The sequence below is a fragment of the Flagellimonas nanhaiensis genome, assembly GCF_003382275.1.
Taxonomy (GTDB): Bacteria; Bacteroidota; Bacteroidia; order Flavobacteriales; family Flavobacteriaceae; genus Flagellimonas; species Flagellimonas nanhaiensis.
In genome coordinates this window covers 1119505-1144152 of sequence record NZ_QTJX01000002.1, presented here as the reverse complement: position 1 = coordinate 1144152, position 24648 = coordinate 1119505, and the positions used below count along the sequence as shown (strand labels likewise).

Below are 24648 nucleotides of genomic sequence, written 5' to 3'. Positions count from 1 at the left end.
AAACATATATAATGAGCAATTCAAAAAATAAAATAGCAGTAATAACCGGAGCTACTGGGGGTATCGGATTTCAGGTAGCAAAAAGACTCGGCAAAGACGGATACACTGTAATCTTGAATGGGATAGAAGATGAGATTGGAGCCCAAAGAGTTAAGGAACTTGCTTCCGAGGGCATCCAGGCAGAGTACTACGGTTTTGATGTGACAGACGAGGAAGCGGTGAACTCAAATATTAATGAGATTGGGAAAAAATATGGTAAAATAGACGCTCTGATCAATAATGCCGGAGGTCTAGGGGGAAGGTCCCGGTTTGAAGAGATGACCACAGAATTTTATAGAGGGGTTATGGCTTTAAATCTGGATTCTACGTTCTTTGTCTCAAGAGCGGCCATACCTTTTCTAAAAAAAGGCGAGAACGCTTCAATCATCAATTATACTTCAATTGCGGGTTGGAATGCGGGAGGACCCGGGGCCGGTATTTATGGAACGTCAAAAGCTGCAGTTCATGCCATAACTAGGGCACTGGCAAAAGACCTTGCAGAGTATGGTATTCGGGTCAATGCAGTATCTCCTGGTACTATTGATACGCCTTTTCATAACCAGATTAAATCCACCAAACCAGAAGTATTTGCTTCGTGGAAAAACAATATTTTACTTGGTAGACTTGGACAGCCTGAGGAGGTCGCATCGGTTATCTCATTCTTGGTAGGTGATGATGCTTTATTTCTGACTGCTGAAACTATCCAAGTAGGCGGTGGACAAGGTTTGGGAATTTAAACCAAAACATCTTTTATGAAAATTCATCCGTTTTAGGATGAAAAATAATAGAACAATGAATTTACAAGGTAAAGTAGCGGTAGTAACCGGAGGTGGTAGAGATATAGGTCGCGCAGTTTGCGTAAAACTGGCCAAAGAAGGAGCTAAGGTTGTGGTCAATTATTTTGATAGTCAGACTGACAGTGACGAAACCCTTGCAGCGATTAAAGCCGTTGGTGGTGAGGCCATTACTGTTCAGGCTGATGTAACAAAACAACAGGACATTGACAATATGGTTGCCAAGACCAAACAGGCTTTTGGCAACACGGTTGATATTTTGGTTAATTGCGCAGGTGGGCTGTTTGCTAGAAAAACAGTTGAAGAATTGGATGAGAAGTTCTATAATTTGGTTATGGATGTTAATTTCAAGGGAACTGTGTTTGTTACCCAAGCTTTTAAAAAAATGATGGGTAAAGGAGCATCAATTATAAATTTTGCTTCGCAAGCAGGTCGCGATGGTGGTGGTCCAGGATCAGTCATTTATGCTGCTTCCAAAGGTGCCGTTATGACTTTAACAAGAAATTGGGCCAAAGAGTTTGGTCCACAAGGAATTAGAATCAATTCTGTTTGCCCAGGAATGATCGCTACAAAGTTCCATGATGATTTTACCAAAGATGAAGTTCGTGTAAAAGTCGCCGCGAGTACCCCTTTAAGAAGAGAAGGAACTGCTGAGGAAGTTGCTGATTTAGTTGCTTATCTAGCTTCGGATGAATCATCTTTTATTACTGGAAATAATATTGATATTAACGGCGGATTGGCCTTTAGTTAACAACAATAAACCCTAAATTTATACTCAAATCCTTATAACAAGATAGATGAAAAAAGTAGTGACCTTTGGTGAGATAATGCTGAGATTGGCACCTCCCGGATTTTTAAGGTTTTCGCAAACAACTTCCTTTGATGTAGTGTATGGAGGTGGAGAATCAAATGTGGCGGTATCTCTGGCCAATTATGGCGTTCCCGTTGATTTTGTTACCCGTCTTCCCAATAATGATATTGGTCAATGCGCGTTGATGGAAATGCGAAAAAGAGGAGTCGGTACCGGAAATATAGTTTTTGGTGGTGATCGATTTGGAATCTATTTTTTGGAGACCGGCGCAGTTAGTAGAGGTAGTAAGGTGGTTTATGACCGTGCACACTCTGCCATGGCCCAGATAGAAAAGGGAATGGTTGATTGGGAGAAGGTCTTTGAAGGAGTATCGTGGTTTCATTGGACTGGAATTACACCTGCCATTTCTCAAGGTGCGGCAGATGCCTGTCTTGAAGCCGTTGAAGCTGCCAGTAAAATGGGTGTCACCATTTCCACAGACCTAAATTATAGGGCAAAACTTTGGAAGTATGGTGGAGATAGGGAAGCTATTATGACCAAATTAACCTCTTATTGCGATGTTATTCTCGGAAATGAAGAAGATGCCGAAAAACACTTTGGCATAAAACCCGAAGGATTGGATATTACCACGCAGGGAGAACATGTCAAGGCTGAAGCTTTCCTTTCGGTCTGTAAACAAATGATGAAAAAATTTCCTAGGGCCAAAAAAGTGATCACTACCTTAAGAGGATCACTTTCTGCATCCCATAATACTTGGGCAGGAGTACTTTATGATGGGGAGACCATGTACAAATCCCCTGAATATCAAATTACCCACATTGTGGATAGAGTTGGTGGCGGGGATTCTTTTATGGGAGGCCTTATTTATGGACTTCTAAAATATCCTGATGATGACCAAAATGCCCTGAACTTTGCAGTGGCTGCTTCATGTTTAAAACACACAATAAAAGGAGATGCCAATTTGGTCACAGTTCAAGAGGTAGAAAAGCTTATGGGGGGCGATGCTTCAGGTAGAGTAGCAAGATAAAAGTATTAGTTGACTAGATTTTTAAGTAGGTCCCATATAAAACAGTAAATTTTGTATGGGACTTTTAATCAAAAAGAAATGGCAAAATATTCAAGGTTACAGGTAGTCGATGCAATGAAAAGCACAGGAATGGTTCCCCTTTTCTATCATCCAGACGTAGAATTAGGCAAAAAGGTGCTCAAAGCCTGTTATGATGGCGGAGCCAGATTAATGGAATTTACAGCTAGAGGGGATTTTGCCTTTGAGGTGTTTGCAGAACTGAACAAATATGCGGTAAAAGAACTTCCAGGTATGATCATGGGAGTAGGTTCCATTACTGATTCTGCCGCAGCATCACTTTTTATGCAAATGGGAGCCAATTTCATTGTCACACCATCTTTTAGGGATGATATTGCCTTGATATGCAATCGAAGAAAAGTCCTGTGGTCTCCAGGCTGTGGTTCCTTAACGGAAATCAATAAAGCCGAAGAACTTGGTTGCGAGATTATTAAATTATTCCCAGGTGCTGTCTACGGCCCTGGTTTTGTAAAAGCGATAAGAGGTCCACAGCCATGGACCAGCATAATGCCCACAGGTGGAGTGAGCACAGAAGAGGACAATTTAAGATCGTGGTTTGAAGCTGGGGTCGTTTGTGTTGGAATGGGATCAAAATTGATTAGCAAAGAGATTTTGGCCAATAAAGATTTTGATGGGCTCAAGAACCTGGTAAAAACTACATTGGAAACCATAGCCAAGGTCAGAAACTGAAATCGGTGGACAAGCAGGTTTCAAACAACAGCTCATTAATTAAAAAAATCATAGGCCTAGTCTTAGCATTCGGGCCGGGTATTTTTGCCATTGGCTATACTATTGGTACGGGCAGCGTTACCTCAATGATCGTAGCTGGAAGCACTTATGGCATGCAATTGCTTTGGGTGTTGATGTTGAGCTGTATTTTTTCGGGAATCTTGATGTTTACCTATGGAAACTATGCATTGATAACCGGGGAAACCGCACTTTTTGCTTTCAAAAAACATTTGAAATGGGGTAAAATGATCGCCATTTTGATCATTTTGGGAGTCACCTTCGGTCAATGGAATTCCCTAATGGGTATTTTGGGTATCTCTGCCAATATCATTTTTGAGATAATCCTGATTTATTTCCCACAATTGGAAGGCGTTGAGTACGAAGCGGTCCTGGGGATTGCGATAATCATCATATTGACCATGTATGCCCTATTGTTGGTGGGAAGGTATACTTTCTTTGAGAAGATCCTGGTCATATTTGTGACAATAATGGGACTGTCTTTTTTAGTATCACTGTTCATGGTCTATCCACAGCCCGAAGAAGTGATCAGAGGACTCATTCCATCCATACCAAAAGTAAAGGGCGGTAAGATGATGGTTGCGGCCTTTGTGGGAACTACCATGGCGGCAGCTACCTTTTTATCCAGACCTTTATTTGTAAAAGGAAAAGGCTGGAACATTTCCAATCTTGGGCAGCAGAAAAAAGATGCTATCATAGCGGCCTGTTTGGTTTTTGTTATCAGTGCTTCAGTTATGGCCGTTGCGTGCGGAGCCCTGTTTTTAGAAGGAGAGCCTGTAACCAAGGTTTTGGATATGGCGAATACACTTGAGCCCGTAGCCGGTAAATTTGCCTTGACCCTGTTCTTTTTTGGAACGTTAAGTGCAGGCTTATCTTCCATTTTTCCATGTTTGTTGATAGCTCCAATCTTGCTATCGGATTATCAGTCCGGTACGTTGGATACCCACTCGCGTCAGTTTAAGATAATAACCGCATTTGCTTGTTTATTTTCATTGATTGTACCCATTTTTGGCGCCAATCCAATTGAAATGCAAATAATGTCACAAGTATTCAATGTATTTGTACTTCCTTTGGTAATTTTGGGAATAATTTTGTTGGTGAACAACAAAAAGTTAATGCGCGGACATAAAACCGGACTTTGGTTGAATATTGGACTTGTAGCGGCCCTATTTTTTTCATGCCTTATTTCATATAATGGAATTATGGCATTGCTGGTGTACTTTTAGGGGCCAATCTTGGCGTGGAATACTTCAATTCCACCTTCTGTTCAACCGAAGTTCGGTCCAGCCAGTTAAGTACAACATTAAAGCTTGAATCGCAGTTTGAAAAAGACACCCTTTCCTTTACAGATACCTCTCCGTTACCTCCCAGAAAAACAGATACAAGCCCTCTGAACAAACGAACACGATTGGAAAAACCAATATTATTCTTAGGGAATTTCTAAACAAATAATACAAGTAGCGTATATTGAAGCGGATTAACAACTTCGCATAAAACCAAATCATGAAAGCATATAGTAAACTATTGTTGGGAGTAAGTTCTATTTTGGCTATTATTCTCATAGTTATGCTGGTATTGGGTATGTCCCATCAAACCGGTGTTGCGGTAATTGGTTTCTTTTTAAGTTTGGCCATAGCCTTTCAGGGTATTTCTGCGTTAAAAGGTTTTTCCTATACTATCTTAATATTTGCCGCAGTATCGGCTTCTCTGTATTATCCTGACTTGTTCACTGAAATAGGAGATTTTAATTTAAAGAGATTGATAGTGCCCTTACTCATGCTAATAATGTTTGGTATGGGGACCGCTATGAGCTTAAAAGACTTTGTGGGCGTAATCAAAATGCCCAAAGGTGTTTTGGTAGGGATCATTTGTCAATTCACGATAATGCCATTTGTTGGTCTCGGCCTTACTTATGCTTTTAACCTACCTCCGGAGGTTGCCGCGGGCGTAATTTTGGTCGGTTGCTCTCCAAGTGGATTGGCTTCCAATGTAATGGCCTACATATCCGGTGCCAACCTGCCCTTATCATTGACCTTAACAGCTGTGGCCACCTTGTTGGCCCCTTTGATGACCCCTTTCTTAATGAAGTTATTGGCAGATCAGTTGGTACCCATAGACTTTTTAGGAATGCTTTGGAGCATCATGAAATTGGTAATTCTTCCCATTATAGCCGGTTTAATTTTCAATAAATTGGCGCACGGTCGGTTTAAATGGCTTGATAAGGCCATGCCCATAGTTTCCATGGCGGGTATTGCCATAATAATAACCGTAATTACCGCTGCAGGAAGAGATTCATTGCTCACCATTGGGCTCACATTGATCTTAGTAGTGATTATACACAATGCTACGGGTTATTTTCTGGGGTATTGGGGAAGTCGCCTATCAGGATTGGATGAAAAGTCTGCCCGTACCGTTGCTTTTGAGGTAGGTATGCAAAATGCGGGATTGGCTTCTGGTATTGCTTTGGAGATGAACAGAATTGCTACCATGGGGTTGGCCCCGGCAGTGTTTGGCCCTTGGATGAACATTTCAGGGTCATCATTAGCAACATGGTGGAGAGATTCAACACCCATTGCCCAAAAAGAGAACACTACAAAACTTGACTAGTTGCATAAAATCCTCCTACTGCGTCCAGATACTTCTAACTTCAAAAAGCTTGTTATCCGTATTCCTTTTTAGATTGGAGGTTAAAAAATATCGATTTCAATAACCGAACCGCTAAGCGAAATAGCCCATCCGTTAATCCAAATAGGGTATTCGTTAGCTCACCACCTATTATGCTTTAAACATATAATATGTTTGTAGTGTAAATGCGCGTTACATATTGACAAAGCAAGATCAAATTAACGCGGACATATAGCAATGCACTTTTAGGCTGATGGTCATAAAGTGTTTAGTTTAGTTGAGGTTTCCGTTACGCCAAGGAATCAACAGGATTCCTTGGTTGTAATGGATTTTTAGTATTAAGGCCGTACTTATTTTCCCCTTCCCTATACTTTTCTTTCAGAAACTCTCCCCATCAAACATTCTTCTCAAAAGAAAATTCCAAAGATGGTTGACATCCAGACTTCATGGGTCAGTTTTCTTCTATTTGGATCCCCTTGTTCTTCACCTAATGGTAAATCCAAAATATCGGTACATCAATTGAAACATGTCGTTTCTTTGTTCATGCACTACACTTATACTTATTTACTATCTCTTTGCTGTATGCATGGAAGAATATACTCCATGTAAAAACATTGCTACAGGAAAGACTAAATAGTAAATCATGAATACAAAAAAACTTTTGATAGATGTCTTTTTGCTTTGGACAATCATATATCGGTTTTTAGGTAGATGACTATATAAGCCTTAATGTTCACCAGGTATTTCGCGTTATCAATCAGGACTATGCAATTTTGCAACTTTTCCAACTTCGGACAATTTCATGGCTTGGAGTGATGTTCAGTATCAACAACAAAAATTCTTTTGCATTTTTCACAAGGGGTAAAGTAGGTTTTTAATGTATTCAAAGAACTTGGTGTTGCCCTTGCTCGTGTTTTACTATACAAAGACGACGATTATCCTCTTCAACCTGGCGCTAAAGAACACAATAGTTGTCCAGATACTAATGGAAATGGTATTATAGACAGGAGCGACAGATGTGAAGTAGCAAGACCATTTGAAAACAAAGGATGCCCCGAAGTTATCATAGAAGTTCGGAAACAGCTAAACGACTATGCAAGGACCATTCTTTTCGACACAGGAAAGGCCATCAAGATATTATTGATGGCCTTTTGTCATTTAATTTCCGCTAACAATAGCACAATAAAATCAAAGAAAAAGATAAGTGCCATAACATCACCATCATAGAATTGCTCCATAAACTCATTTCAGCCATTTATCAATTCTAACCCCCTATAGGTTAATCGGAGTCACTTTCTTAAAGTCAAAGCACTTTAATTTATGTTACCAAATAATGTTCCCTGTTTATTTCCTAAAGGAAATACTTGGAAAAACCTACTTGCTTATGCTTATATCTCTACTCTTGATCATACGCTATCTTTCCAAAAGGAAAGTCTTTTGTTCTGGCTTCGTGCACTGGCGCCTATGTGCGACTGTACTATTTTACTTTCTATGTTTTAAGGTTCAATTGCACGCACAACAGGTAGACAATTGGTATTCCGCGGACAGAGCTATTAACGTTCCCTCTACATTCCCTGGAGCACTATCCGAATTTACACCTTATGCACCAGCAGATGGTACTCCCGTCAATGTCTGGTATGAATTGGTTGACTATTCATTAGCCTTTAGGCAAGATGCTATGGAGCATCCTAATCCATTGAACTATGACCAACCATGGGAAAATTATCCAAACCATGGTTTTGAGCATCCGGGTGGCTCAGGTTTTCTATCCCCAATAGGGGCAATTCCAGGTCTTCCAACATTGCGCAGAAATATAATGAACTTTAACCCGGCAATAGAATTCGATCCCTCAGGGCCTGGTGACGCCCTATACTTTCGTTCCCACGCCAGGAATGAGTCTATAGTTTTCATTGTCTTTGCAGCCACTGGAGCTGGAAGTACCGCAGAAACGCAAAGCTTGCTATTTGGTGGAGATATCGACAATCATCTTAACAACCATACAAATCTTTCTTTGGGAATATCTAATGGTAATCGTTTTTCCATCGGGAGGACTTGGGATACAGGCACATTCTTTCAATCAGGTGGGGTTGACCTTTTGGAAAGACCAACTATAGGAACTTTTATCAGGCAAACAGGCCTGAATCAAGAAACATTAAATACTCGAGTGAATGGGCTGCCCGACATATTCAATCTGGCAAGAAATCACCCCACAGCTGATGAGGGTCTATTCTATTACAATAGAATGGGAAAGCACTTCAATGACACCGATGGACTCGGGTTTACAGACCCAAGTAATCTGGACGGACACATAGCAGAAGTAATGTTGATGGATGGTATTACAGATGCCAACCACATCCAAAGAATGGAAAGTTATTTAGCAGTCAAATACGGCATCACCCTTAACGGAGCAGGAGGCCTTGGAAGCGTAAACGGAAACACATCCTATAATTATTTGGCTGCAGATGGTACAGTTATTTGGGATTTTGATTTGGCCAATCCCTACAATTATGATATTGCAGGTATTGGAAAAGACAGATTTTATGATGTTCCTGGGGGAAACAGATTGAGATATAACCTATACCAGCGTATTTCAAAAAGTGTCAATACCGAAGCTATTGTCACAATGTCTACGAATACCGATTTTATCACGGACAATCTTGATGATACTAGAACGGCAATCGATGCCTCTCCATTTACAAATCCCCGAGAACACAATTACTTGCTCTGGGGAAACGACCATGCCAGTTTATCCTCCACAAATGTTGAGCTTCCATTAGGAACAGTAACGGAAAGAATTTCGAGGGAATGGAAGATCCAAAAAACATTTTCTGTAGGGGTTACACCAATTTCAGGAGTAAATGTAAGTATAGAGCTTTCAGGATCCAATATCACTATAATTCCAGACTGTGCGCTCTATTTGATGATAGATACCGATGGGGACGGAGATTTTACAACTGGCCCCATTACCTATATAGAAGCAACCGTTGTGGACGCTTTATCTAGAATTGCAGAGTTCCACAATGTAGATTTTGAAAATGGAGAAGTGTTTACTATTGGTTATGGTGATTTTACGCCGCCTAGTGGAAGCATTGATGATGTCAATGTTTGTGATGTAGTTCCTCCTGTCAATACTGCTGACGTATATAATTTGGATGATAATTGTGCTGTAGATACAGTAACACATATAGTAGATTTTTCACTTGGCGGCACCAATCCTGAAATTATTACTCGAACCTATAGAATATCTGACACCTCTGGCAACTTCACTGATCTTATCCAAACAATAAATGTTTATACTTCTCCTGATGCAGGGGGTGCCAATATTGTCAATATCTGTGTCAATGATCCTCCTATTAATTTGTTCACAAGTCTTAGCGGGACACCAGACCCAGGAGGCAATTGGGTAGATAGTGATGGAACGGGAGTCGATTTGATGGACCCTTCCAACGTTGATTTCATGGGAATCCCAGCAGGCATGTATAACTTCACATACACTATTACCCCAATCGCCCCATCCCCATGCCTCGACGATTCTGCCACAGTTACAGTAATAATAAGTCAAACCCCAATGGCCGACGCACCGGCCGATGTCGAGAGCTGTGACTCCTACATCCTCCCCCCATTGGCCAACGGCGCCTATTTCGATGCGCCCAACGGAGGGGGCAACGCCCTCTCGGCAGGCGACAACATCACCGCCACCGCCACCCTGTACGTCTTCAGCCCGGGGACCGGAAGCTGCCCAGACACCGAGAACTCCTTCGAGGTCACCATAAACAGCACCCCAATGGCCGACGCACCGGCCGATGTCGAGAGCTGTGACTCCTACATCCTCCCCCCACTGGCCAACGGCGCCTATTTCGATGCGCCCAACGGAGGGGGCAACGCCCTCTCGGCAGGCGACAACATCGCCGCCACCGCCACCCTGTACGTCTTCAGCCCGGGGACCGGAAGCTGCCCAGACACCGAGAACTCCTTCGAGGTCACCATAAACAGCACCCCAATGGCCGACGCACCGGCCGATGTCGAGAGCTGTGACTCCTACATCCTCCCCCCACTGGCCAACGGCGCCTATTTCGATGCGCCCAACGGAGGGGGCAACGCCCTCTCGGCAGGCGACAACATCGCCGCCACCGCCACCCTGTACGTCTTCAGCCCGGGGACCGGAAGCTGCCCAGACACCGAGAACTCCTTCGAGGTCACCATAACAGGATTTGATATATCAACAAACATACAAGATGAGACTTGTTGGGAAAGTGGAGACGGTTCTGTAACAATAGACGCAAATACAACTGGATTGCCTTTAACCGTACAGTTGAATTCGATAGCACCTATGGTATTCCCCAACAATTCTTTTGTTATAGACAATTTATCATCTGGAAACTATGAGTTGACCATTATAGACAACAGTGGATGTATCTCTGTAACTGAATTTGAAATCTTACCTGGAGGCCTGAATCTTGAAGCGTCTGTAGAACCTATGTATTTCTGCGTGTCCAGTCTTCCTTCAAATAGTATTTCTGTCAATTTGTTCGATCCAAGTATAGTCAATGATGTTCTTTATGCTCTAGATTCAACAAATCCAAATGACTTTGTATTGAGTCCTGATTTTGAGAATATCAGCGCTGGTAATCATAGTTTGTCCATAATGCACAATAATGGGTGCATTGTAGAGATTCCATTTTCCATAGAGGAAATTGCCACTTTGAATTTGAGTTTAACCAACGACTACGTAAACCAAATAACGGCCAATGTTAGTGGCGGTTTCCCCCCATATACTTTCTATTTTGAAAATAACAACGGAAGTTCTTCAAACACTTATACCATCACAAGAAGCGGGACATTTGGTGTTACTGTAATCGACAGTAAAGGATGTGAGATTTCTACAACCATTGCAATGAATCTAGTGGACATTTCGATACCCAATTTCTTTACTCCAAACAGGGATGGTCAAAATGATTTCTGGAAACCTAAAAACATGGAGCTTTTTCCCAACATCGAAACATACATTTTCGATCGATATGGAAGAAAAATAAAATTAATGGGGCCATTGGACAAAGGCTGGGACGGATATTATGAATCCAAGGCCTTGCCTTCAGGGGATTATTGGTACATAGTGAGGTTATATGATGGTTCTGGTCGAGAGTTTGTTGGACACTTCACCCTATATAGATAAAACAATGAAAAAGGTAATAGGTTTCTTGATCATAATGAACATATTGACAGTAAGGTCACAGGAATTGACCGTTCCCCAATTATCACAATATCTTTCTGACAATCCTTTCTTAATGTCACCCTCCTTTTCCGGGATTGGGAATTATGTAAAAGTTAGAATGAATGGGGTTACACAATGGACCGGTATAAAAGATGCCCCAGACACTCAATCACTATCCGCTGATGTTCGATTGGGAAATCGATCTGGCATTGGAATGGTATTGTACAATGATTCCAATGGTGAAACAAAACAGCGGGGCAGTAAAATTTCCTTTGCGCATCACTTAACTATCGATAAATATGAAAATCACTTTTTTTCTTTCGCTCTGTCTTTTAATCTGAATCAGTTTAGAATCGACATAGAAAACTTTGAGGACAACAATGATTTGGCTGTGGTGAATGATCGTGCATCCAGTAACCCGAATTTTGATTTGGGCGCCCTATACCGAAGAGCTGGTTTTTATCTTAGTTTAAATGTTGCCAACATCTTAAACAAAGATTTCAAAAAGTTCAATCCCATTTTTGAGCCCAACGTCTTAAGGAACTACTATTTATATTCTGGATACAAATTCAGAAAAAGTAAGCGGGATGATTTTGAAATTGAGCCATCTGTTTTTGTTCAATATTTTGAAAATGACAGTCGGTCAGTAACAGATATCAACACAAAATTTAGATGGTACGATTTTCTGGATTACTACTATGCTGGTTTCACATATCGTTTTTTAAATGACCAGCTCGGAAATCCACTCTATATGGCACCCATAATTGGGCTCAAAAAAGATAATTTTTACTTTGGATATTCCTATCAAATCATAATGAACGAGCTTCTAGGATATTCAAACGGAACACATGTAGTAACGTTGGGATTGGACCTGTTTCAAGGAATCTCCAACTGTACCTGCACCTATTAATTTAAATATTGAAAACAATGAAATGTTGCCCAAAAACCAGAAAAATCAACCTACTTATTCTTTTAGGAATTTCAATTACCCTATTCTCCTGCAGCAAGGATGATGATAATTTCATTTCCGGGTATGAAGGCGGTGAAGTTATGATAAAAAAAACAGCAAGTGACACAATAATCCACGCAATCGTTGGCAAGTACAAGGTGCCCATTTACCTATCCTTTCCCAAAGATTGTGATAACAAGGATTACCCCGCAGTTGTTGTTCTGCACGGTTCAGATGGCATGTGGAAAGACCATGATTCCAAAACTGGAACCATGTCGGGACAAAATAAGGAATGGCGTGAATTATTTGATGAAAACTGTATTGCGGGAGCTTATGTTGACAGTTATTCAGGACGGGGAGTGACCACGAGGACCGGAAAATGGAAAACCGCTCCAGACAATTTCAAGATAAGTTCCCAATTCATCCGCCCAAAAGACGCAACAATTGCCCTGGAATTATTAAAAAATTTAAAGTTTGAAGATGGTAGTTCAATAATACGAGCCAAAGACATTGCTTTACTTGGTTTTTCGGATGGTGCAAGTGCAGTAGCTGCTACCTTATATGATACAAAGACGACCCCAAACGATTGGCAATGGAATCAAAGTTTTGAAGGCAAATCCTATGATACCTCTTCAGGTGTATTGCCCCCAGACCCTAGACCCGAGAGTGGGTTTGCCGGAGGAATCTTTTATTATGGAGGCTCAATGGGCTATGGATACTGGGGAACCAACGCGTGCAGCGACGATTCATATGATAAAAATATTTATAGAACATATGCCCCAATGCTATTTCAAATTCCTGAAGAAGGTTATCTTACAGAAAACACACTTTGTTTGATAGACTTGCTTGAAGAGAAAGGGGATGATGTAGAATTAAATTTGTATCAAGGTGTCGGTCATGGTTTTGACTTTGAAGGAGTTGAACAAAGTCAACTTGCCAGGGAAAATTCAATCAATTGGTTAAAAGACCTTCTTCATATGAATTAAAAAAGAAACTACTGTCATGCTCATACGGCCTCAAATGCAGACAGTAAAAATAAATTAGCCTCTATCAATCTCCACAGCTTCTTCCCAGAGCCACCTTGGATTTGACACAATAATATGTGTTAAAACCAAGAAATGGGAACCCAATTTATCATCCTCGTTTGTACAGCCTCATGGACAAATAAGAATGCCTATTAGTAGGCCCAAATCAAAACACCCGAAAACCTATTAAAATGAAAGAGAATTTTCTTGAAAAATGGATTTTAAACCTAGTAAAACTGGAGTATGAAATTGGAAATATCCCGAGACGGGCAACCTACAAACTCAGAGAAAGAATGAATGATTTTATTGAAGTTACCATTGAATGGATTGATGGCAAAAACAACAGTTTTAAAATTGTTTATCATGCCAGATCGTATGGAAACAATGCCAATACTGAAAATATTGAATTAGAAAAAAACCCAATATTTGAATTGGAAAACTACTATACTCTGGAAATACATACCTATGTAAACCATGTCAAGAGGAATTACAGCACCAGAAAAATTGCCAATTACGATGTTATGAAAGTAGTTGGTCAATTGGAACATTTGCACGAGGTGAAAGATATCTAATTGGGGCACTATATTCCATAAATCACTTGCAAATAGTATAATTGCAGGTTTAAATTGATATGATTATCCAATCAATTTAGCATTCAGGATTTTAGTGTGTTTAACTCAAATTACGGTGAATTTCCTTAAAGTATTTTGCCGATGAAATACGTATTTCATCGATGGGTTCGTATCCGTCAACCAAAATCAGGCATTCATCTATTGATAGGACATCAATCCAGAATTTACCTTTTTCTTAGTAGAAGAATCAAAAGAAGTTTCCCAAAACTTAACAAATATACTTATGCAAATATTGACCATAATTTGGGCCCTATTATGTGCCTCAATAATCATTGGCTACCCAATTCTGCTGTTTAATCAGTCGGCTTCCATATTGGAAACTACTAAAAAGCTTAAAACTAAATTAAACGTAAGCAATGTTGAACTAATATCCTTTGATATTCGAAATCAACTTCCAAGTTGGTCGCTATGTGTGGATGTTCCTGAAATCACGGAGGAAGTCTTATTGACAAATCCAATCCTTTTTTATTTGGAATCGGACAATACTTATTTACATCTACCCTTGAACAATGCCTCACTTGGATATACAGCCAATGTGTACAAAAATATTGGCAAAGTATATGTTACTTTTAAATCCCTTAAAGACGGGGTATCCAATTTTTATGTTCCTGCCTGGCACCTAAGCAAATTGAAAGTACTTATCATTAACACCAAAAACAATACATCTGATATTGACGGTAATTGTAATACACGAAAATCCAGAATATACAGAGCCCTGCAAAATGCCAATATTAACATTAACGATTATGAAGACGTACTTGGATATTTCAGTAATGTCTCACATATAGATTTCAAAGGACATTTCAACAGTGTTTCTCCACAGAAAATGAATTCTAAGGAAGCTCTTTTCTTCCATAAGAAACATAGCCTACCCTCAATTCCTTGATAGCCGACGTTTTCATAATCGTACTTTTTCAATTGATCTTGATTTAAGAGCTTTATTAATTTATTGTCCCCAATATCCTCTTCCAAGATGAGATGGCTTTGAATTGATTTCCTTTTTCACAGCTTTCTATCCTTAGCTACAATTGTTGTTTATCAAAATATTATACCAATTAGCTATTTGATTCTCCTATCAAAAGGTAAAAACTACAAGTTGAGCTATAATAACATTGATCCCATTTTCTATTAATTGACAACTGCTTTCTATCAATCCAGACCATGTGTTCATCAAATTGCAAGAATAGATTTGAATCTACTCCTTTATTTTAGACTTGGTTAATGAATAAGAATAGTCTTGGGTTGCATATTGGATTTAATCATCCATAATCTTCAGTTCTGGCGATGGGGATATTGCAGCCCCAAGACTTATGGGCAAAAACAAAAAGAGTACATGAATATTATAAAAACCCGCCACAAGTATCTTATTTGACTAAGTCAAAAGCAAGTATGGGGTTATGCTGTGCACTGGCTTTGCAATTAACAATGTGGTGGGTTATATTCAACAATATTGTAAAACTCCTGAAATCCTATTACAAATCATATGGATCTCATGGAATATCCTTTCCCAATCTATTGGTACATATATTTCTTGATTTAATGTTTGCCTTTGGTAAATATCCAATGGAATCTCAGTTTAAATATTACACATATTGGTTGCAATATTGAGATAAAACCTCAAAAAAACACCCCCACAGGTTTAATGAAATCATTTAGTGTTGAAAAACTCTTGAAGTAGTTAAGCACTTTTATCTTAAGAGTGGGAAAATTCATTTTTCACTTAGATGAAAAACCCCATGAAAATATTTGGTTTCAATGAAGTTTGGTAACTTTTCATCAGTAAATAAAAATATTTCCTAAATTAAGATTCTTAGCAACCTATCAACCGTTCATTTTTGAGCTGTCATTAAATTGGCGGATTATGAGTATGGAAGACTGTCCTGTCCAAGTTCCATCTAAAACACTATCCTATCAAACCTATGGTAAACCCAAAATGGCTCGTGCCTCCCTAACGTGAAATGGTAAAAACTTCATCAAATTGTCCTGCTCCAACAGCAAATAGTATTATCCATTTATTTTCAAATTATTGGCTGGTAACACGAAAAAAACGGCTAATCTGTTTAGTAAATTTGCTCGAGAAGTTTCATTAACCTAAAAGCTATATGAAAAGAAAAAGCAAGAAAAGTCTAGACAGGAACCGAAATAGCAGAGATAAGACTGGGAACACCTATCAAATCATAATCCGCAAAACAACATCAATATTATGGGCCAATCTGATTCAGACTTAAAATAAGACGTACCAAAGCAATAATCCGCATTCATGAAACATTAAACGAAACAGCATGACTTTGAAAGTAATAATAATTGAGGACGAGAAACATAGTAGAGAAACATTGAAATCCATGCTTGAGGAATTTTGCAAGGATGTAAAAGTAATAGCAACCGCCAGTTCCGTTAAAGAGGCTGTGAAAGTATTGTCGGTTTATAGCCCAGATGTTGTTTTTCTGGATATTGAGCTTCAGCCCGGCATGGGGTTCGATGTTCTGGAACAAGTAAAAGAACCCAGCTTTGAGGTTATTTTTACCACAGCTTTTGAAAAATATGCCATAAAAGCCATTAAGTTCAGTTCTTTGGATTATCTGTTGAAACCCATCGATCTAATTGAATTACAAGAAGCAGTTGAGAAAGCCAGAAATCGTATGGACACCAATGTTTATCGGCAGCAAATTGACACTTTGATGCACAGTTTATCCAGAGGTGGCAACAAGCAGGAAAAAATATGTCTGGCCACCACAGCCGGCATGGAGTTTATAGCAATAGAAGATATCATTCTTTGTAAAGCAGATGGTTCCTATACCTCTTTTATCCTAAAGGATAAAAGCACCCTCTTAGTAAGCAAACACCTAAAGGAGTATGAAAATTTACTATCTGACCAACAGTTTATGAGGGTACATAACAGTTATTTGATCAATCTCAATGAAGTAAAAAAATACATTAAATCCGATGGTGGTTACATTATAATGAGCAATGATATGCACGTTAGTATTTCACCAAGGAAAAAAGAGGACCTAATAGATGCCATGAGACGACTTTAACCCATTCATCTGAGCAAGAGAGGCACCAATTTACTCAAAGTTGAATTTGTTATTTTTTTTCTACCAAGCTCTTTGTAAACTCATTGAGGGCTTCAACTTTTTCCTGAAAATCTCCTTTTAGGGTCTTTCGGTATTCGTTCAAATTCTTTACCAAGTCGTCTATGTTCTCAGGTATTACTTCTTCGAAGAATTGTCGAAGCCTTTTAGCAGTGGTCGGAGATTTTCCATTGGTAGAAATGGCCACTTTTACGTTGCCCTTGGTAACAATACCTCCCATATAAAAATCACATAATGGTGGGTTATCCGCAACATTCACCAAAGTGTTCTGCTCCCTGCAATCCAGATAAATCTCTTTGTTCACTTGCTCATCATCCGTGCAGGCAATCACCATATGCTTTCCTTTCAAAAAATCTTTATGATAGGGGCTCTCCGTAATTTCCACTCCATGGTCCTGGGCCAACTTCAAAGTTTCGGGCAAAAAATCCTTGGCCAATAGTTGTACCTTGGCATTGGGACTCGATTTCAACAAAAAACCCAGTTTTTCCAGACCTACATTCCCCCCGCCTACGATAAGTACACTCAGGTTTGAAACCTTTAAAAAAATAGGGTATAACTCATTACGTTCCATAATCCACCTTTTCAGACCCAAAGTTATGGGTTTTCCCTCAAGACATCGTCAAAATCGTGATACTGGCAATCAACAAGTTATACCCCTCGACTAATCCTTGATCACCCTTCCGCCACTGGACAGCCTTTGAAGTACTATTTCGGCATTACCTCTATAATACAGTGTACCGCCAGAGTTGGCCGTAACATCAATGGTTTGGTTTGCCGTAAGGTAGGCATCACTACCGGATGTTAGTTCAATTTCAAGGTCTTCTACCTGGAGCCCATAATCCTTTAGTTCACTATCCGAGGACATGGTAGCTTCCAAATCGTTGACAGAGCCACTAAGGTCAACAATGGCGCCCGAAGAAAGCCTAATTGTTGCATCATCTATGATTGACTCCCCTCTCAGATAAGCATCTGAAGAAAGGTCCATGTAAGCATCCCTGGTATCAACATAAAACAATGCTTCACTGTCCGAAGTAGCCCTAAACTCAAAATTATCGGTTGTAATATCTCCTTCAAAATAGGCATCAGAGCTCAACTCAACAACAACGTCGTTGGTGCTGAGTGGCGTTTCCAGAAAGATGGAAGCATCGGAAGAAGCTTTGAATCTATTGATATTCCTGGTGGTAACATAAAGGTTCAAGGTCTCTCTTCCCTTTATATTGACATTGTTCTCGATTTTCACCACCAGCTTTCTGCCTTCCATGTACACATCCATTTTTGAAAATAGATTGTCATTGGCTCGTATGGATACACTTTCTTCTGTATCGGAAAAGGTAACATAAGCCTTAAAATCCGTGGCCACCTGTAAAGATGTAATGTTGTCAAAATCGTAGTATCGGGTAGAGATTTCATCGGATACCCATACGGTGTCGTGGTAACATGAGGACACTAGCATACTCATCGCCGAAGCGATAAAAATAGTTTTTAAAATTTTCATGATATTCGTTTTTTGATGTAATACGGTGGTTGTTATGATCCAAGCTCCTGCTCCAACTTCAAAACAGGCATCCAATAAAAATTAATTGCGGACCATTCATCTTGTTCCAATTGTTGTGCGCTTCTTATAAACACTATGCCATTTTCCGTGAATACGTGGTTGGCCAAAAGTCCATTGGCCATTGGCTGTTCCGGGTTTGATTTATTCGCCATTGCCCAAGTGTTTTTTGTATCGATTCCTTCCCATGTTAAAAACTCCGACCTTTATTCCCACTCCACCTGAAAATCCATTGATGTTTCTAAGTGGGTTGCCATCCAATTCCAATCTACTGGAAAGGCGGTATTTGACACCAGCTTCAAGCTGAAGGTATCTGGACACATTGAAGAGTACGTTCATTCCGGGCTCAAAAACAAAAACAGCGTCAACATCATCCTCGTCGATATCGCCTATGCGATCATCAAAATCGTTGCCCAGATAGCCAAATCCTCCTGCACCGATAAGTATTGGAAAGGACAGGTTGACCAGTGATTTACTGAACAAAATAGGCTCTAGGTGAAGTCCCCCATAGCCTCCGATCAGGTCTTCGTTCAAAGTACGGGGGTTGTCCTGTTCAGAGTACAGAAAAACCCCCGAGAAACCAACTTCAAACTGCCTATTGGCTACATAAGCCACTTTCATTCCTCCTATATATGTTGATTTGCCATCAATCTCTCCGTAATAGGTAGTGAGTCCCAAATACACGCCATGCACAACGCTTTTTCGGTCATTGAATTCAATAAAATTGTCATTTTCTTGGGTCTGGCCCCATGCTACACATCCAAAGAGTAACAGCGGGAGTAATGGTTTTAATCTAATCATGTTTCGTTTTTTGGTTTCAGAATTAAAGACAATCAAAATTTATGAGGGTTGCACCTTTGCCTATTTTTTTTGATCAATCCGTCAATATTATGATTCCCTTGATTCCATTTATTGAAAAATCCCCCTTCTTTCCCGTTCCATAGGTTGCGGTAATATCCCTGATCTTACGTCCTTCATTGGTAACATGTGTTTTTACATTGGAAAAGGTTTTGGGAACACGCAACAGGCCTTGTTCCAAGGTTGCACTAAATTCAAAGGAAAGACCTGAGATATTCATGTTGATTTCCGAAGATTCCTGTACAATATCAATCTCTGCATCTGGATTCATCACATTTTGGATTTGCACCTCTGCTACCCTTAGTGTCAGGAATATTTCATTTGTTACATTCTCTATATCCGCATTGGAGAATTTAAAATCTCCCCTCAAGTCCCCTATTTCTTCTAATACTACCTCATCCTTGCTAGAGTACAGTTCCAAATCGGCCACTTTACCTAAATGTACATCACTTCCACTGCTGATTATTTTCATCTTCTGGGCACTTTCTACATCAATGCGCCCATTATCCATTTTTATGTTGCCATAATCCATGTCTCTTGCATTGATTTTTCCAAACCGCATATCGATTTTAGCCGTTGAGATATCTTCATTGACCCAAATATCACCGTGTTGAAGGGTTATTTCTAGGTCACCGGTCCAAGAGTCTATGATGATATCTCCAAACTTGTTGGCAATATCAAGCTCAGTGTTCTGAGGAAGATAAACTTCATAATCTATCTGCACATTTGATTTATCGAAGTCAAAAGGATTGGCCTTATTAAAGTATTTGGCGAAAAATCCGCTATTCCTGTTGCCAATTTCAGAAATGACCTGGATAAAATTCCCTGTTTGTACAACCTTAGGTTGGATTCTGTCCAGCAGCTTCACTGCATTTTCATCTTTTCTGTGACGCACCTGTATGGAAACAGACACTTTTACCTGTTCCTTGTCCCAACCGTTCACGACCACGTTACCGTACTTGTTCTCTATTCTTACCTTACCCGTTTGGGAAAGGTCGAATGTCCTATCCCACTCTTTGTTTCTCTCACTTTGTGCAAAAGCAAGTACAGAACAGAAAAACAGCGCTACTGCTACAACCGTACGTTTATAAAATATATCCTTCATAATCCATTTCTTTTTTAGAAGCACTGATCTGTTCAAGTAAGTTCTCGATCAGTTCTATTCGCTTTTTGTAATTGTTCACAATGGCTTCCAAAACCCGCTCATTGTCCAAATTGTTTTGCATCTCTAATTTCAACTGGCCATATTCTTCATCGAGTTCATCCATAAAGGATAGAAACTCCTCTTTGTCCTCAGCGGAAAGCCTAGGATGGTTTTTTACCAATTGAACTTGTTGAAACACTAAATGTTGATAATGCATATCTATTTCCAACAGTTCCTCACTTGCATACCCTTCCATGGTGGTATCAGGTTGTTGAACCATTAAAAAAGTCATTAATGACAGCCCTAATAGCAATATCACCGAGGCCGCTATTCTTAGTTTGCTCGATTTCCAAAGCGGTATCACCTTGGGTTTGGACTCTTCATCCAATTGGGAGGCAATTCCCTGCCAAAGCTTATCCTGGTCCGCCTTATGGACATCAAAAGCTTGTTTGTTTTCCTTAATGAATCTTTCAAAATTGTCCATCATAATGCATTTACAATTTGAATAAGTTTCTTTTTAGCTCTATGGTACTGTGATTTGGAGGTGGAGGTGGATATCCCCAAAATTTCACCAATCTCAATATGATCGTACCCTTCCAAAAGGTATAGGGTTATTATCTGCTTATAACCTTCTGGCAATCGGGAAAGCCCGATTTTTATTTTCTCCAACTCCAGTTCATGTACTTCTTCTATATTCTCTTCTTCTACCGGCTCCTGTTCGTTCTCCATTGAAGAAAACAGTAGTCGTTTTGCCTTTAAATGGTTAATGCTCCTATTGATCACTATTCTCTTCAACCAAGCCCCAAATGAACTTTCGTATCTAAATGAACCCAGTTTTTTGAAGGCCTCAACAAAACTCTCTTGAACAACGTCCTCGGCATCCTCCCTAATGGTCACTAACCGCATAGCAATGTTGAACATGGCATCCACGTACAGCTTATACAACTGGTATTGTGCATTCCGGTCTCCCTCTTTGCTCTGTTCCACCAATATTTGATGGGTAAAACGTACTTTCGCTTCCAAAAATCCTGGACGATTATTCAATGACAGCTAAAAATAATTCTTATTCATCTAACCCAAAGACAATAGAAAAACAAAAGGGTTGCACAAACTGAAAAAAATAAAAAAACCTTCAATAAATATTGAAGGTTTGTAGGATGAGGTTATGTTAGGTTTGGTTAATTCAGCTTAACTATGATGAACTCCGATCTTCTGTTAAGATTGTGTTCCTCTTGGGAACATTTTACGCCGTTGGCGCATTGATTCAACAATTGTTTTTCTCCATATCCTATTGCACTCTCAATACGGTTGTCCTCAATACCCTGGGAAACAATGTAGTTCCCTGTTGCCTTGGCTCTTTTATCTGATAATGTTTCGTTGTACCTATCACTGCCACGAGAATCTGTATGTGCCTCAATTTTGATTACCATATTTGGGTATTCCTTCATCACCTCAACAATTTTGTTGAGTTCTTGGGCAGCATCTGGCCGGATTTCCGATTTGTTCACATCAAAGTAAATGTTATCAATCTTAATCTTGAGCACACCATCTTCCTGAACAATGAGTTTGTTGAGCTCCTTGGTCATTTCAAGCGCCACATTGTTTTCCAAATCTTTCTCTTTTGACGTCTCAAGGTTTCCCTGTCCTGACTTAAAACCTTCCTTTTTGGTCTTGATTACATAGTTTGATTCGCAATCCAAGGTCATATCAAAATGAAATGCTCCGTAGGGGTCTGTGACTGTATTTGCCAATGGAGTTCCATCTTCTGCACAAAGTGCTACTTCTACATTTACAATGGGCTGTGCATTTGCCGTTCGAACAATACTTCCCTTCACGGTTTGCTCACAAGTTTCTTCCATTCGTCTAAAAGAATAGATATCATCATCTCCCTTACCTCCCGCTCTATTAGATGAAAAATATCCTCTTTGGGTAGATTCATTTACGATATACGCAAAATCATCTTTGTTGCTGTTCAGTGGTTTTCCAAGGTTATTGGGAAGACCAAATCCATCATTCCCAAATTCGCTCTCGAAAACGTCCAAACCACCAAAACCCAGATGCCCATCTGAAGCAAAATAGAGCTTCTCTTCTGTTACAAAGGGGAACATTTCCCTGGCACTCGTGTTTATGGCCGGACCCAAGTTCCGGGGCGTTGAAAAATTACCGCTATCATCTACATCCACCACATAAATGTCCGTTCCACCCAGACTACTCGGCATATCCGACACAAAATACAGCTTACTACCATCTGGACTCATCGCAGGTTGCCCAACAGAGTAGTTTTCACTATTGAATGATACCTCGGTGGCTTCCGTCCATTTGCCGTTCTTGAGTTCTGAGGTATAAATTTTGAGGTGATTTACTCCATCTTTATCCCTTCCCAGGTTCTGGTTGGTAAAATTGTTTCGGGTAAAGTACATTACATCTCCCTCAGGTGAAAAGGTTGCCCCTGCTTCATGGTATCTGGTGTTCAATATTGATGAAAATGAAACCACATTGTCCAGATCAAATCCAAGGTCATTGGCATCGGCCACGAAAAAATCCAGATAGGGTTGTCTATTCCATTCGTAAACCCGGGTTTCCAATTTTAATGAATCCCTACTGGAAGAAAACACAATTTTGTCCTTATAATAAGTGGTCCCAAAATCTGATACTGATGTGTTAATGGACAAATTTGAAACATAGAACTGGGGCTGCCTATTGAGCAGTTCATCCATTTTTTCATCATTGTCCTTCAATTGCTCAACGGTGAATCCGGATTTTTCAAGTTTTTGCTTGTAGATTTTCATGATTGCCTTGGAGAGCACATAGTCTCCCGTACCCTGAAGAGCATGCACATACCTGAAAATGTATTCTGGATCCAGTACGTTTTCGTATTTAGAAAAAAGTACCGCGTACCATTTTGCAGCATTCTTCATGTTGGTATTGTAGAAATAAGAATCTCCCAAACGTTGCAACACATGCTTGGACTTATCTCCTTTCCTCACCATACTTTCATACTGCCTTGCCGCCCTTACATACATCATGTTTTCAAAATTGACATCAGCATCGTTGTACTGCAACTGGGCGGAAAGGGTGCAGCTCAACAAGAGGACGAATGCAATTATGTTGGTTTTTAAAGCTTTCATTTTAATAAAATCTGGGGGATTTTAGTTTCTTCTCAACGGTTTTGAACTCGTATCGAAGAAATATTTCATGGGTACCACTAGTGTAGCTCCCTAAATTGGTAGTAGTTAAATCATAGGCATAGCCAGCGTTAAGATTTGGTGATATTTGAAGGCCCAGCAAAGCTGAAAAGGAATCGTCCCATCGGTAGGCCACTCCAAAGGTAAAGGTCTCCTTGAGCATGGCATTGGCCGAAATATCTACGATCAATGGTGCTCCTGGGACCCATTTTGCAAAGAATGCTGGTTTAAACTTTACATCTGGGGTCAAATCAAGAATCCTTCCTCCAATTAAATAATAGTGCAAGCGTTCAGCTGCAATTTCCTGTTCTTGTCCATCATAGTGATTCTGAGAGAAAAAATTGGGAACGGCAAATCCTAGATATGCCTTTCCGGTGTGATAGTATATTCCGGCTCCAATGGTTGGGAAAAACTTGTTGGAGATATTATCCTGAAAGGCCGTATCCGGGTTTTCCATCAAGCCTTTGGAAAAATCTACATTGAACAACCTTCCACCTGCCTTTAAACCAAAGGACAGTTTCCTATTGGCACTATCCAACTGCACGGTGTATGAGACATTGGCATCAACAAAAAGTTCAGATGATGGCCCCAACGCATCATGTGCCAATACCAATCCGGCGCCAACATTGTTCTCCACAGGGCTGTCCACCGCCAAAATTTGTGTATTGGGTGCGCCGTTTACCCCTACCCATTGCGAACGATGCATTAAAAGACTTGTCAAATGCCCCCGAGAACCTGCATAAGCGGGGTTGACACTTAATGTGTTGTACATGTATTGGGTAAACTGGGGGTCTTGTTGAGCCATAGAAACAATGGGCAAAAGGAGCAATAGCACCAGAAGACTGCTCTGCAACCTTCTAATAGTCTTGTATGTTCCTTTTACATTTTTCATGCTTCTT

Annotated in this window: 21 protein-coding genes; 12 read left to right on the top strand and 9 right to left on the bottom strand. The window is 40.0% G+C overall.

What is annotated here, in order from left to right; all coding sequences use genetic code 11:
- Nucleotides 1–11 precede the first annotated feature (11 nt).
- From DX873_RS12735 to DX873_RS12670, 12 genes are all read left to right on the top strand, one after another.
- Complete coding sequence (locus DX873_RS12735) at nt 12–776, top strand: SDR family NAD(P)-dependent oxidoreductase (RefSeq protein ID WP_116184796.1); 765 nt, start codon at nt 12–14, stop codon at nt 774–776.
- A gap of 55 nt (nt 777–831) precedes the next feature.
- The gene (locus DX873_RS12730) at nt 832–1584 is read left to right on the top strand and encodes an SDR family NAD(P)-dependent oxidoreductase (protein WP_116184910.1); all 753 of its coding nucleotides are present in this window, start codon (nt 832–834) and stop codon (nt 1582–1584) included.
- 46 nt (nt 1585–1630) lie between these two features.
- Entirely contained in the window at nt 1631–2671 is a 1041-nt protein-coding gene (locus tag DX873_RS12725) for a sugar kinase (protein ID WP_116184795.1), read from the top strand.
- A gap of 78 nt (nt 2672–2749) precedes the next feature.
- Nucleotides 2750–3418, top strand: a complete 669-nt coding sequence (locus DX873_RS12720) for a bifunctional 4-hydroxy-2-oxoglutarate aldolase/2-dehydro-3-deoxy-phosphogluconate aldolase (RefSeq protein WP_116184794.1) — start codon at nt 2750–2752, stop codon at nt 3416–3418.
- A gap of 5 nt (nt 3419–3423) precedes the next feature.
- The gene (locus tag DX873_RS12715) at nt 3424–4701 is read left to right on the top strand and encodes an Nramp family divalent metal transporter (protein ID WP_181899498.1); all 1278 of its coding nucleotides are present in this window, start codon (nt 3424–3426) and stop codon (nt 4699–4701) included.
- 277 nt (nt 4702–4978) lie between these two features.
- Nucleotides 4979–6082 carry a bile acid:sodium symporter family protein gene (locus tag DX873_RS12705; RefSeq protein ID WP_116184792.1) on the top strand — a complete coding sequence of 368 codons (1104 nt, stop codon included), beginning with the start codon at nt 4979–4981 and terminating at the stop codon, nt 6080–6082.
- A 1402-nt stretch (nt 6083–7484) separates the two neighbouring features.
- Nucleotides 7485–11273: a T9SS type B sorting domain-containing protein gene (locus tag DX873_RS12700; RefSeq protein WP_181899497.1), complete on the top strand. Its 3789-nt coding sequence runs from the start codon at nt 7485–7487 to the stop codon at nt 11271–11273.
- Between the two features lie 4 nt (nt 11274–11277).
- Nucleotides 11278–12222, top strand: coding sequence for a PorP/SprF family type IX secretion system membrane protein (locus DX873_RS12695; protein WP_116184908.1), 945 nt, complete (start codon nt 11278–11280; stop codon nt 12220–12222).
- Between the two features lie 17 nt (nt 12223–12239).
- Nucleotides 12240–13247, top strand: a complete 1008-nt coding sequence (locus DX873_RS12690; RefSeq protein ID WP_116184790.1) for a hypothetical protein — start codon at nt 12240–12242, stop codon at nt 13245–13247.
- A 230-nt stretch (nt 13248–13477) separates the two neighbouring features.
- The gene (locus DX873_RS12685) at nt 13478–13858 is read left to right on the top strand and encodes a hypothetical protein (protein ID WP_116184789.1); all 381 of its coding nucleotides are present in this window, start codon (nt 13478–13480) and stop codon (nt 13856–13858) included.
- Between the two features lie 283 nt (nt 13859–14141).
- Nucleotides 14142–14804 carry a hypothetical protein gene (locus DX873_RS12680; protein WP_116184788.1) on the top strand — a complete coding sequence of 221 codons (663 nt, stop codon included), beginning with the start codon at nt 14142–14144 and terminating at the stop codon, nt 14802–14804.
- A gap of 1396 nt (nt 14805–16200) precedes the next feature.
- Nucleotides 16201–16953 carry a LytR/AlgR family response regulator transcription factor gene (locus DX873_RS12670; protein WP_116184786.1) on the top strand — a complete coding sequence of 251 codons (753 nt, stop codon included), beginning with the start codon at nt 16201–16203 and terminating at the stop codon, nt 16951–16953.
- A gap of 49 nt (nt 16954–17002) precedes the next feature.
- Here the strand turns inward: DX873_RS12670 and DX873_RS12665 are convergent, their stop codons facing one another.
- From DX873_RS12665 to DX873_RS12625, 9 genes are all read right to left on the bottom strand, one after another.
- Nucleotides 17003–17581, bottom strand: coding sequence for a precorrin-2 dehydrogenase/sirohydrochlorin ferrochelatase family protein (locus DX873_RS12665; RefSeq protein WP_116184785.1), 579 nt, complete (start codon nt 17579–17581; stop codon nt 17003–17005).
- A 90-nt stretch (nt 17582–17671) separates the two neighbouring features.
- Nucleotides 17672–18505, bottom strand: coding sequence for a head GIN domain-containing protein (locus tag DX873_RS12660; protein ID WP_116184784.1), 834 nt, complete (start codon nt 18503–18505; stop codon nt 17672–17674).
- 32 nt (nt 18506–18537) lie between these two features.
- Entirely contained in the window at nt 18538–18717 is a 180-nt protein-coding gene (locus DX873_RS12655) for a hypothetical protein (RefSeq protein WP_116184783.1), read from the bottom strand.
- Nucleotides 18707–19363 (bottom strand): hypothetical protein, encoded by a 657-nt coding sequence (locus DX873_RS12650; protein WP_116184782.1) that lies wholly within the window; start codon nt 19361–19363, stop codon nt 18707–18709. The genes DX873_RS12655 and DX873_RS12650 overlap by 11 nt, the downstream gene beginning before the upstream one ends.
- A gap of 73 nt (nt 19364–19436) precedes the next feature.
- Nucleotides 19437–20525 (bottom strand): hypothetical protein, encoded by a 1089-nt coding sequence (locus DX873_RS12645; RefSeq protein ID WP_116184781.1) that lies wholly within the window; start codon nt 20523–20525, stop codon nt 19437–19439.
- Nucleotides 20506–21051 (bottom strand): hypothetical protein, encoded by a 546-nt coding sequence (locus tag DX873_RS12640; protein ID WP_116184780.1) that lies wholly within the window; start codon nt 21049–21051, stop codon nt 20506–20508. Before DX873_RS12640 ends, DX873_RS12645 begins: the two co-directional genes overlap by 20 nt.
- Entirely contained in the window at nt 21048–21587 is a 540-nt protein-coding gene (locus DX873_RS12635) for an RNA polymerase sigma factor (RefSeq protein WP_181899496.1), read from the bottom strand. Before DX873_RS12635 ends, DX873_RS12640 begins: the two co-directional genes overlap by 4 nt.
- 155 nt (nt 21588–21742) lie before the next feature.
- Nucleotides 21743–23692, bottom strand: a complete 1950-nt coding sequence (locus tag DX873_RS12630; protein ID WP_116184779.1) for an OmpA family protein — start codon at nt 23690–23692, stop codon at nt 21743–21745.
- Nucleotide 23693: 1 nt separating this feature from the next.
- Nucleotides 23694–24641, bottom strand: coding sequence for a PorP/SprF family type IX secretion system membrane protein (locus DX873_RS12625; RefSeq protein WP_116184778.1), 948 nt, complete (start codon nt 24639–24641; stop codon nt 23694–23696).
- Between the last annotated feature and the right edge of the window lie 7 nt (nt 24642–24648).

Coding starts and splice junctions, on each gene's coding strand:
- DX873_RS12735 (WP_116184796.1), top strand. CDS start 12: ATGAGCAATTCAAAAAATAAAATAGCAGTAATAACCGGAGCTACTGGG.
- DX873_RS12730 (WP_116184910.1), top strand. CDS start 832: ATGAATTTACAAGGTAAAGTAGCGGTAGTAACCGGAGGTGGTAGAGAT.
- DX873_RS12725 (WP_116184795.1), top strand. CDS start 1,631: ATGAAAAAAGTAGTGACCTTTGGTGAGATAATGCTGAGATTGGCACCT.
- DX873_RS12720 (WP_116184794.1), top strand. CDS start 2,750: ATGGCAAAATATTCAAGGTTACAGGTAGTCGATGCAATGAAAAGCACA.
- DX873_RS12705 (WP_116184792.1), top strand. CDS start 4,979: ATGAAAGCATATAGTAAACTATTGTTGGGAGTAAGTTCTATTTTGGCT.
- DX873_RS12700 (WP_181899497.1), top strand. CDS start 7,485: ATGCTTATATCTCTACTCTTGATCATACGCTATCTTTCCAAAAGGAAA.
- DX873_RS12695 (WP_116184908.1), top strand. CDS start 11,278: ATGAAAAAGGTAATAGGTTTCTTGATCATAATGAACATATTGACAGTA.
- DX873_RS12690 (WP_116184790.1), top strand. CDS start 12,240: ATGAAATGTTGCCCAAAAACCAGAAAAATCAACCTACTTATTCTTTTA.
- DX873_RS12685 (WP_116184789.1), top strand. CDS start 13,478: ATGAAAGAGAATTTTCTTGAAAAATGGATTTTAAACCTAGTAAAACTG.
- DX873_RS12680 (WP_116184788.1), top strand. CDS start 14,142: ATGCAAATATTGACCATAATTTGGGCCCTATTATGTGCCTCAATAATC.
- DX873_RS12670 (WP_116184786.1), top strand. CDS start 16,201: ATGACTTTGAAAGTAATAATAATTGAGGACGAGAAACATAGTAGAGAA.
- DX873_RS12665 (WP_116184785.1), bottom strand. CDS start 17,581: ATGGAACGTAATGAGTTATACCCTATTTTTTTAAAGGTTTCAAACCTG.
- DX873_RS12660 (WP_116184784.1), bottom strand. CDS start 18,505: ATGAAAATTTTAAAAACTATTTTTATCGCTTCGGCGATGAGTATGCTA.
- DX873_RS12655 (WP_116184783.1), bottom strand. CDS start 18,717: ATGGCGAATAAATCAAACCCGGAACAGCCAATGGCCAATGGACTTTTG.
- DX873_RS12650 (WP_116184782.1), bottom strand. CDS start 19,363: ATGATTAGATTAAAACCATTACTCCCGCTGTTACTCTTTGGATGTGTA.
- DX873_RS12645 (WP_116184781.1), bottom strand. CDS start 20,525: ATGAAGGATATATTTTATAAACGTACGGTTGTAGCAGTAGCGCTGTTT.
- DX873_RS12640 (WP_116184780.1), bottom strand. CDS start 21,051: ATGATGGACAATTTTGAAAGATTCATTAAGGAAAACAAACAAGCTTTT.
- DX873_RS12630 (WP_116184779.1), bottom strand. CDS start 23,692: ATGAAAGCTTTAAAAACCAACATAATTGCATTCGTCCTCTTGTTGAGC.
- DX873_RS12625 (WP_116184778.1), bottom strand. CDS start 24,641: ATGAAAAATGTAAAAGGAACATACAAGACTATTAGAAGGTTGCAGAGC.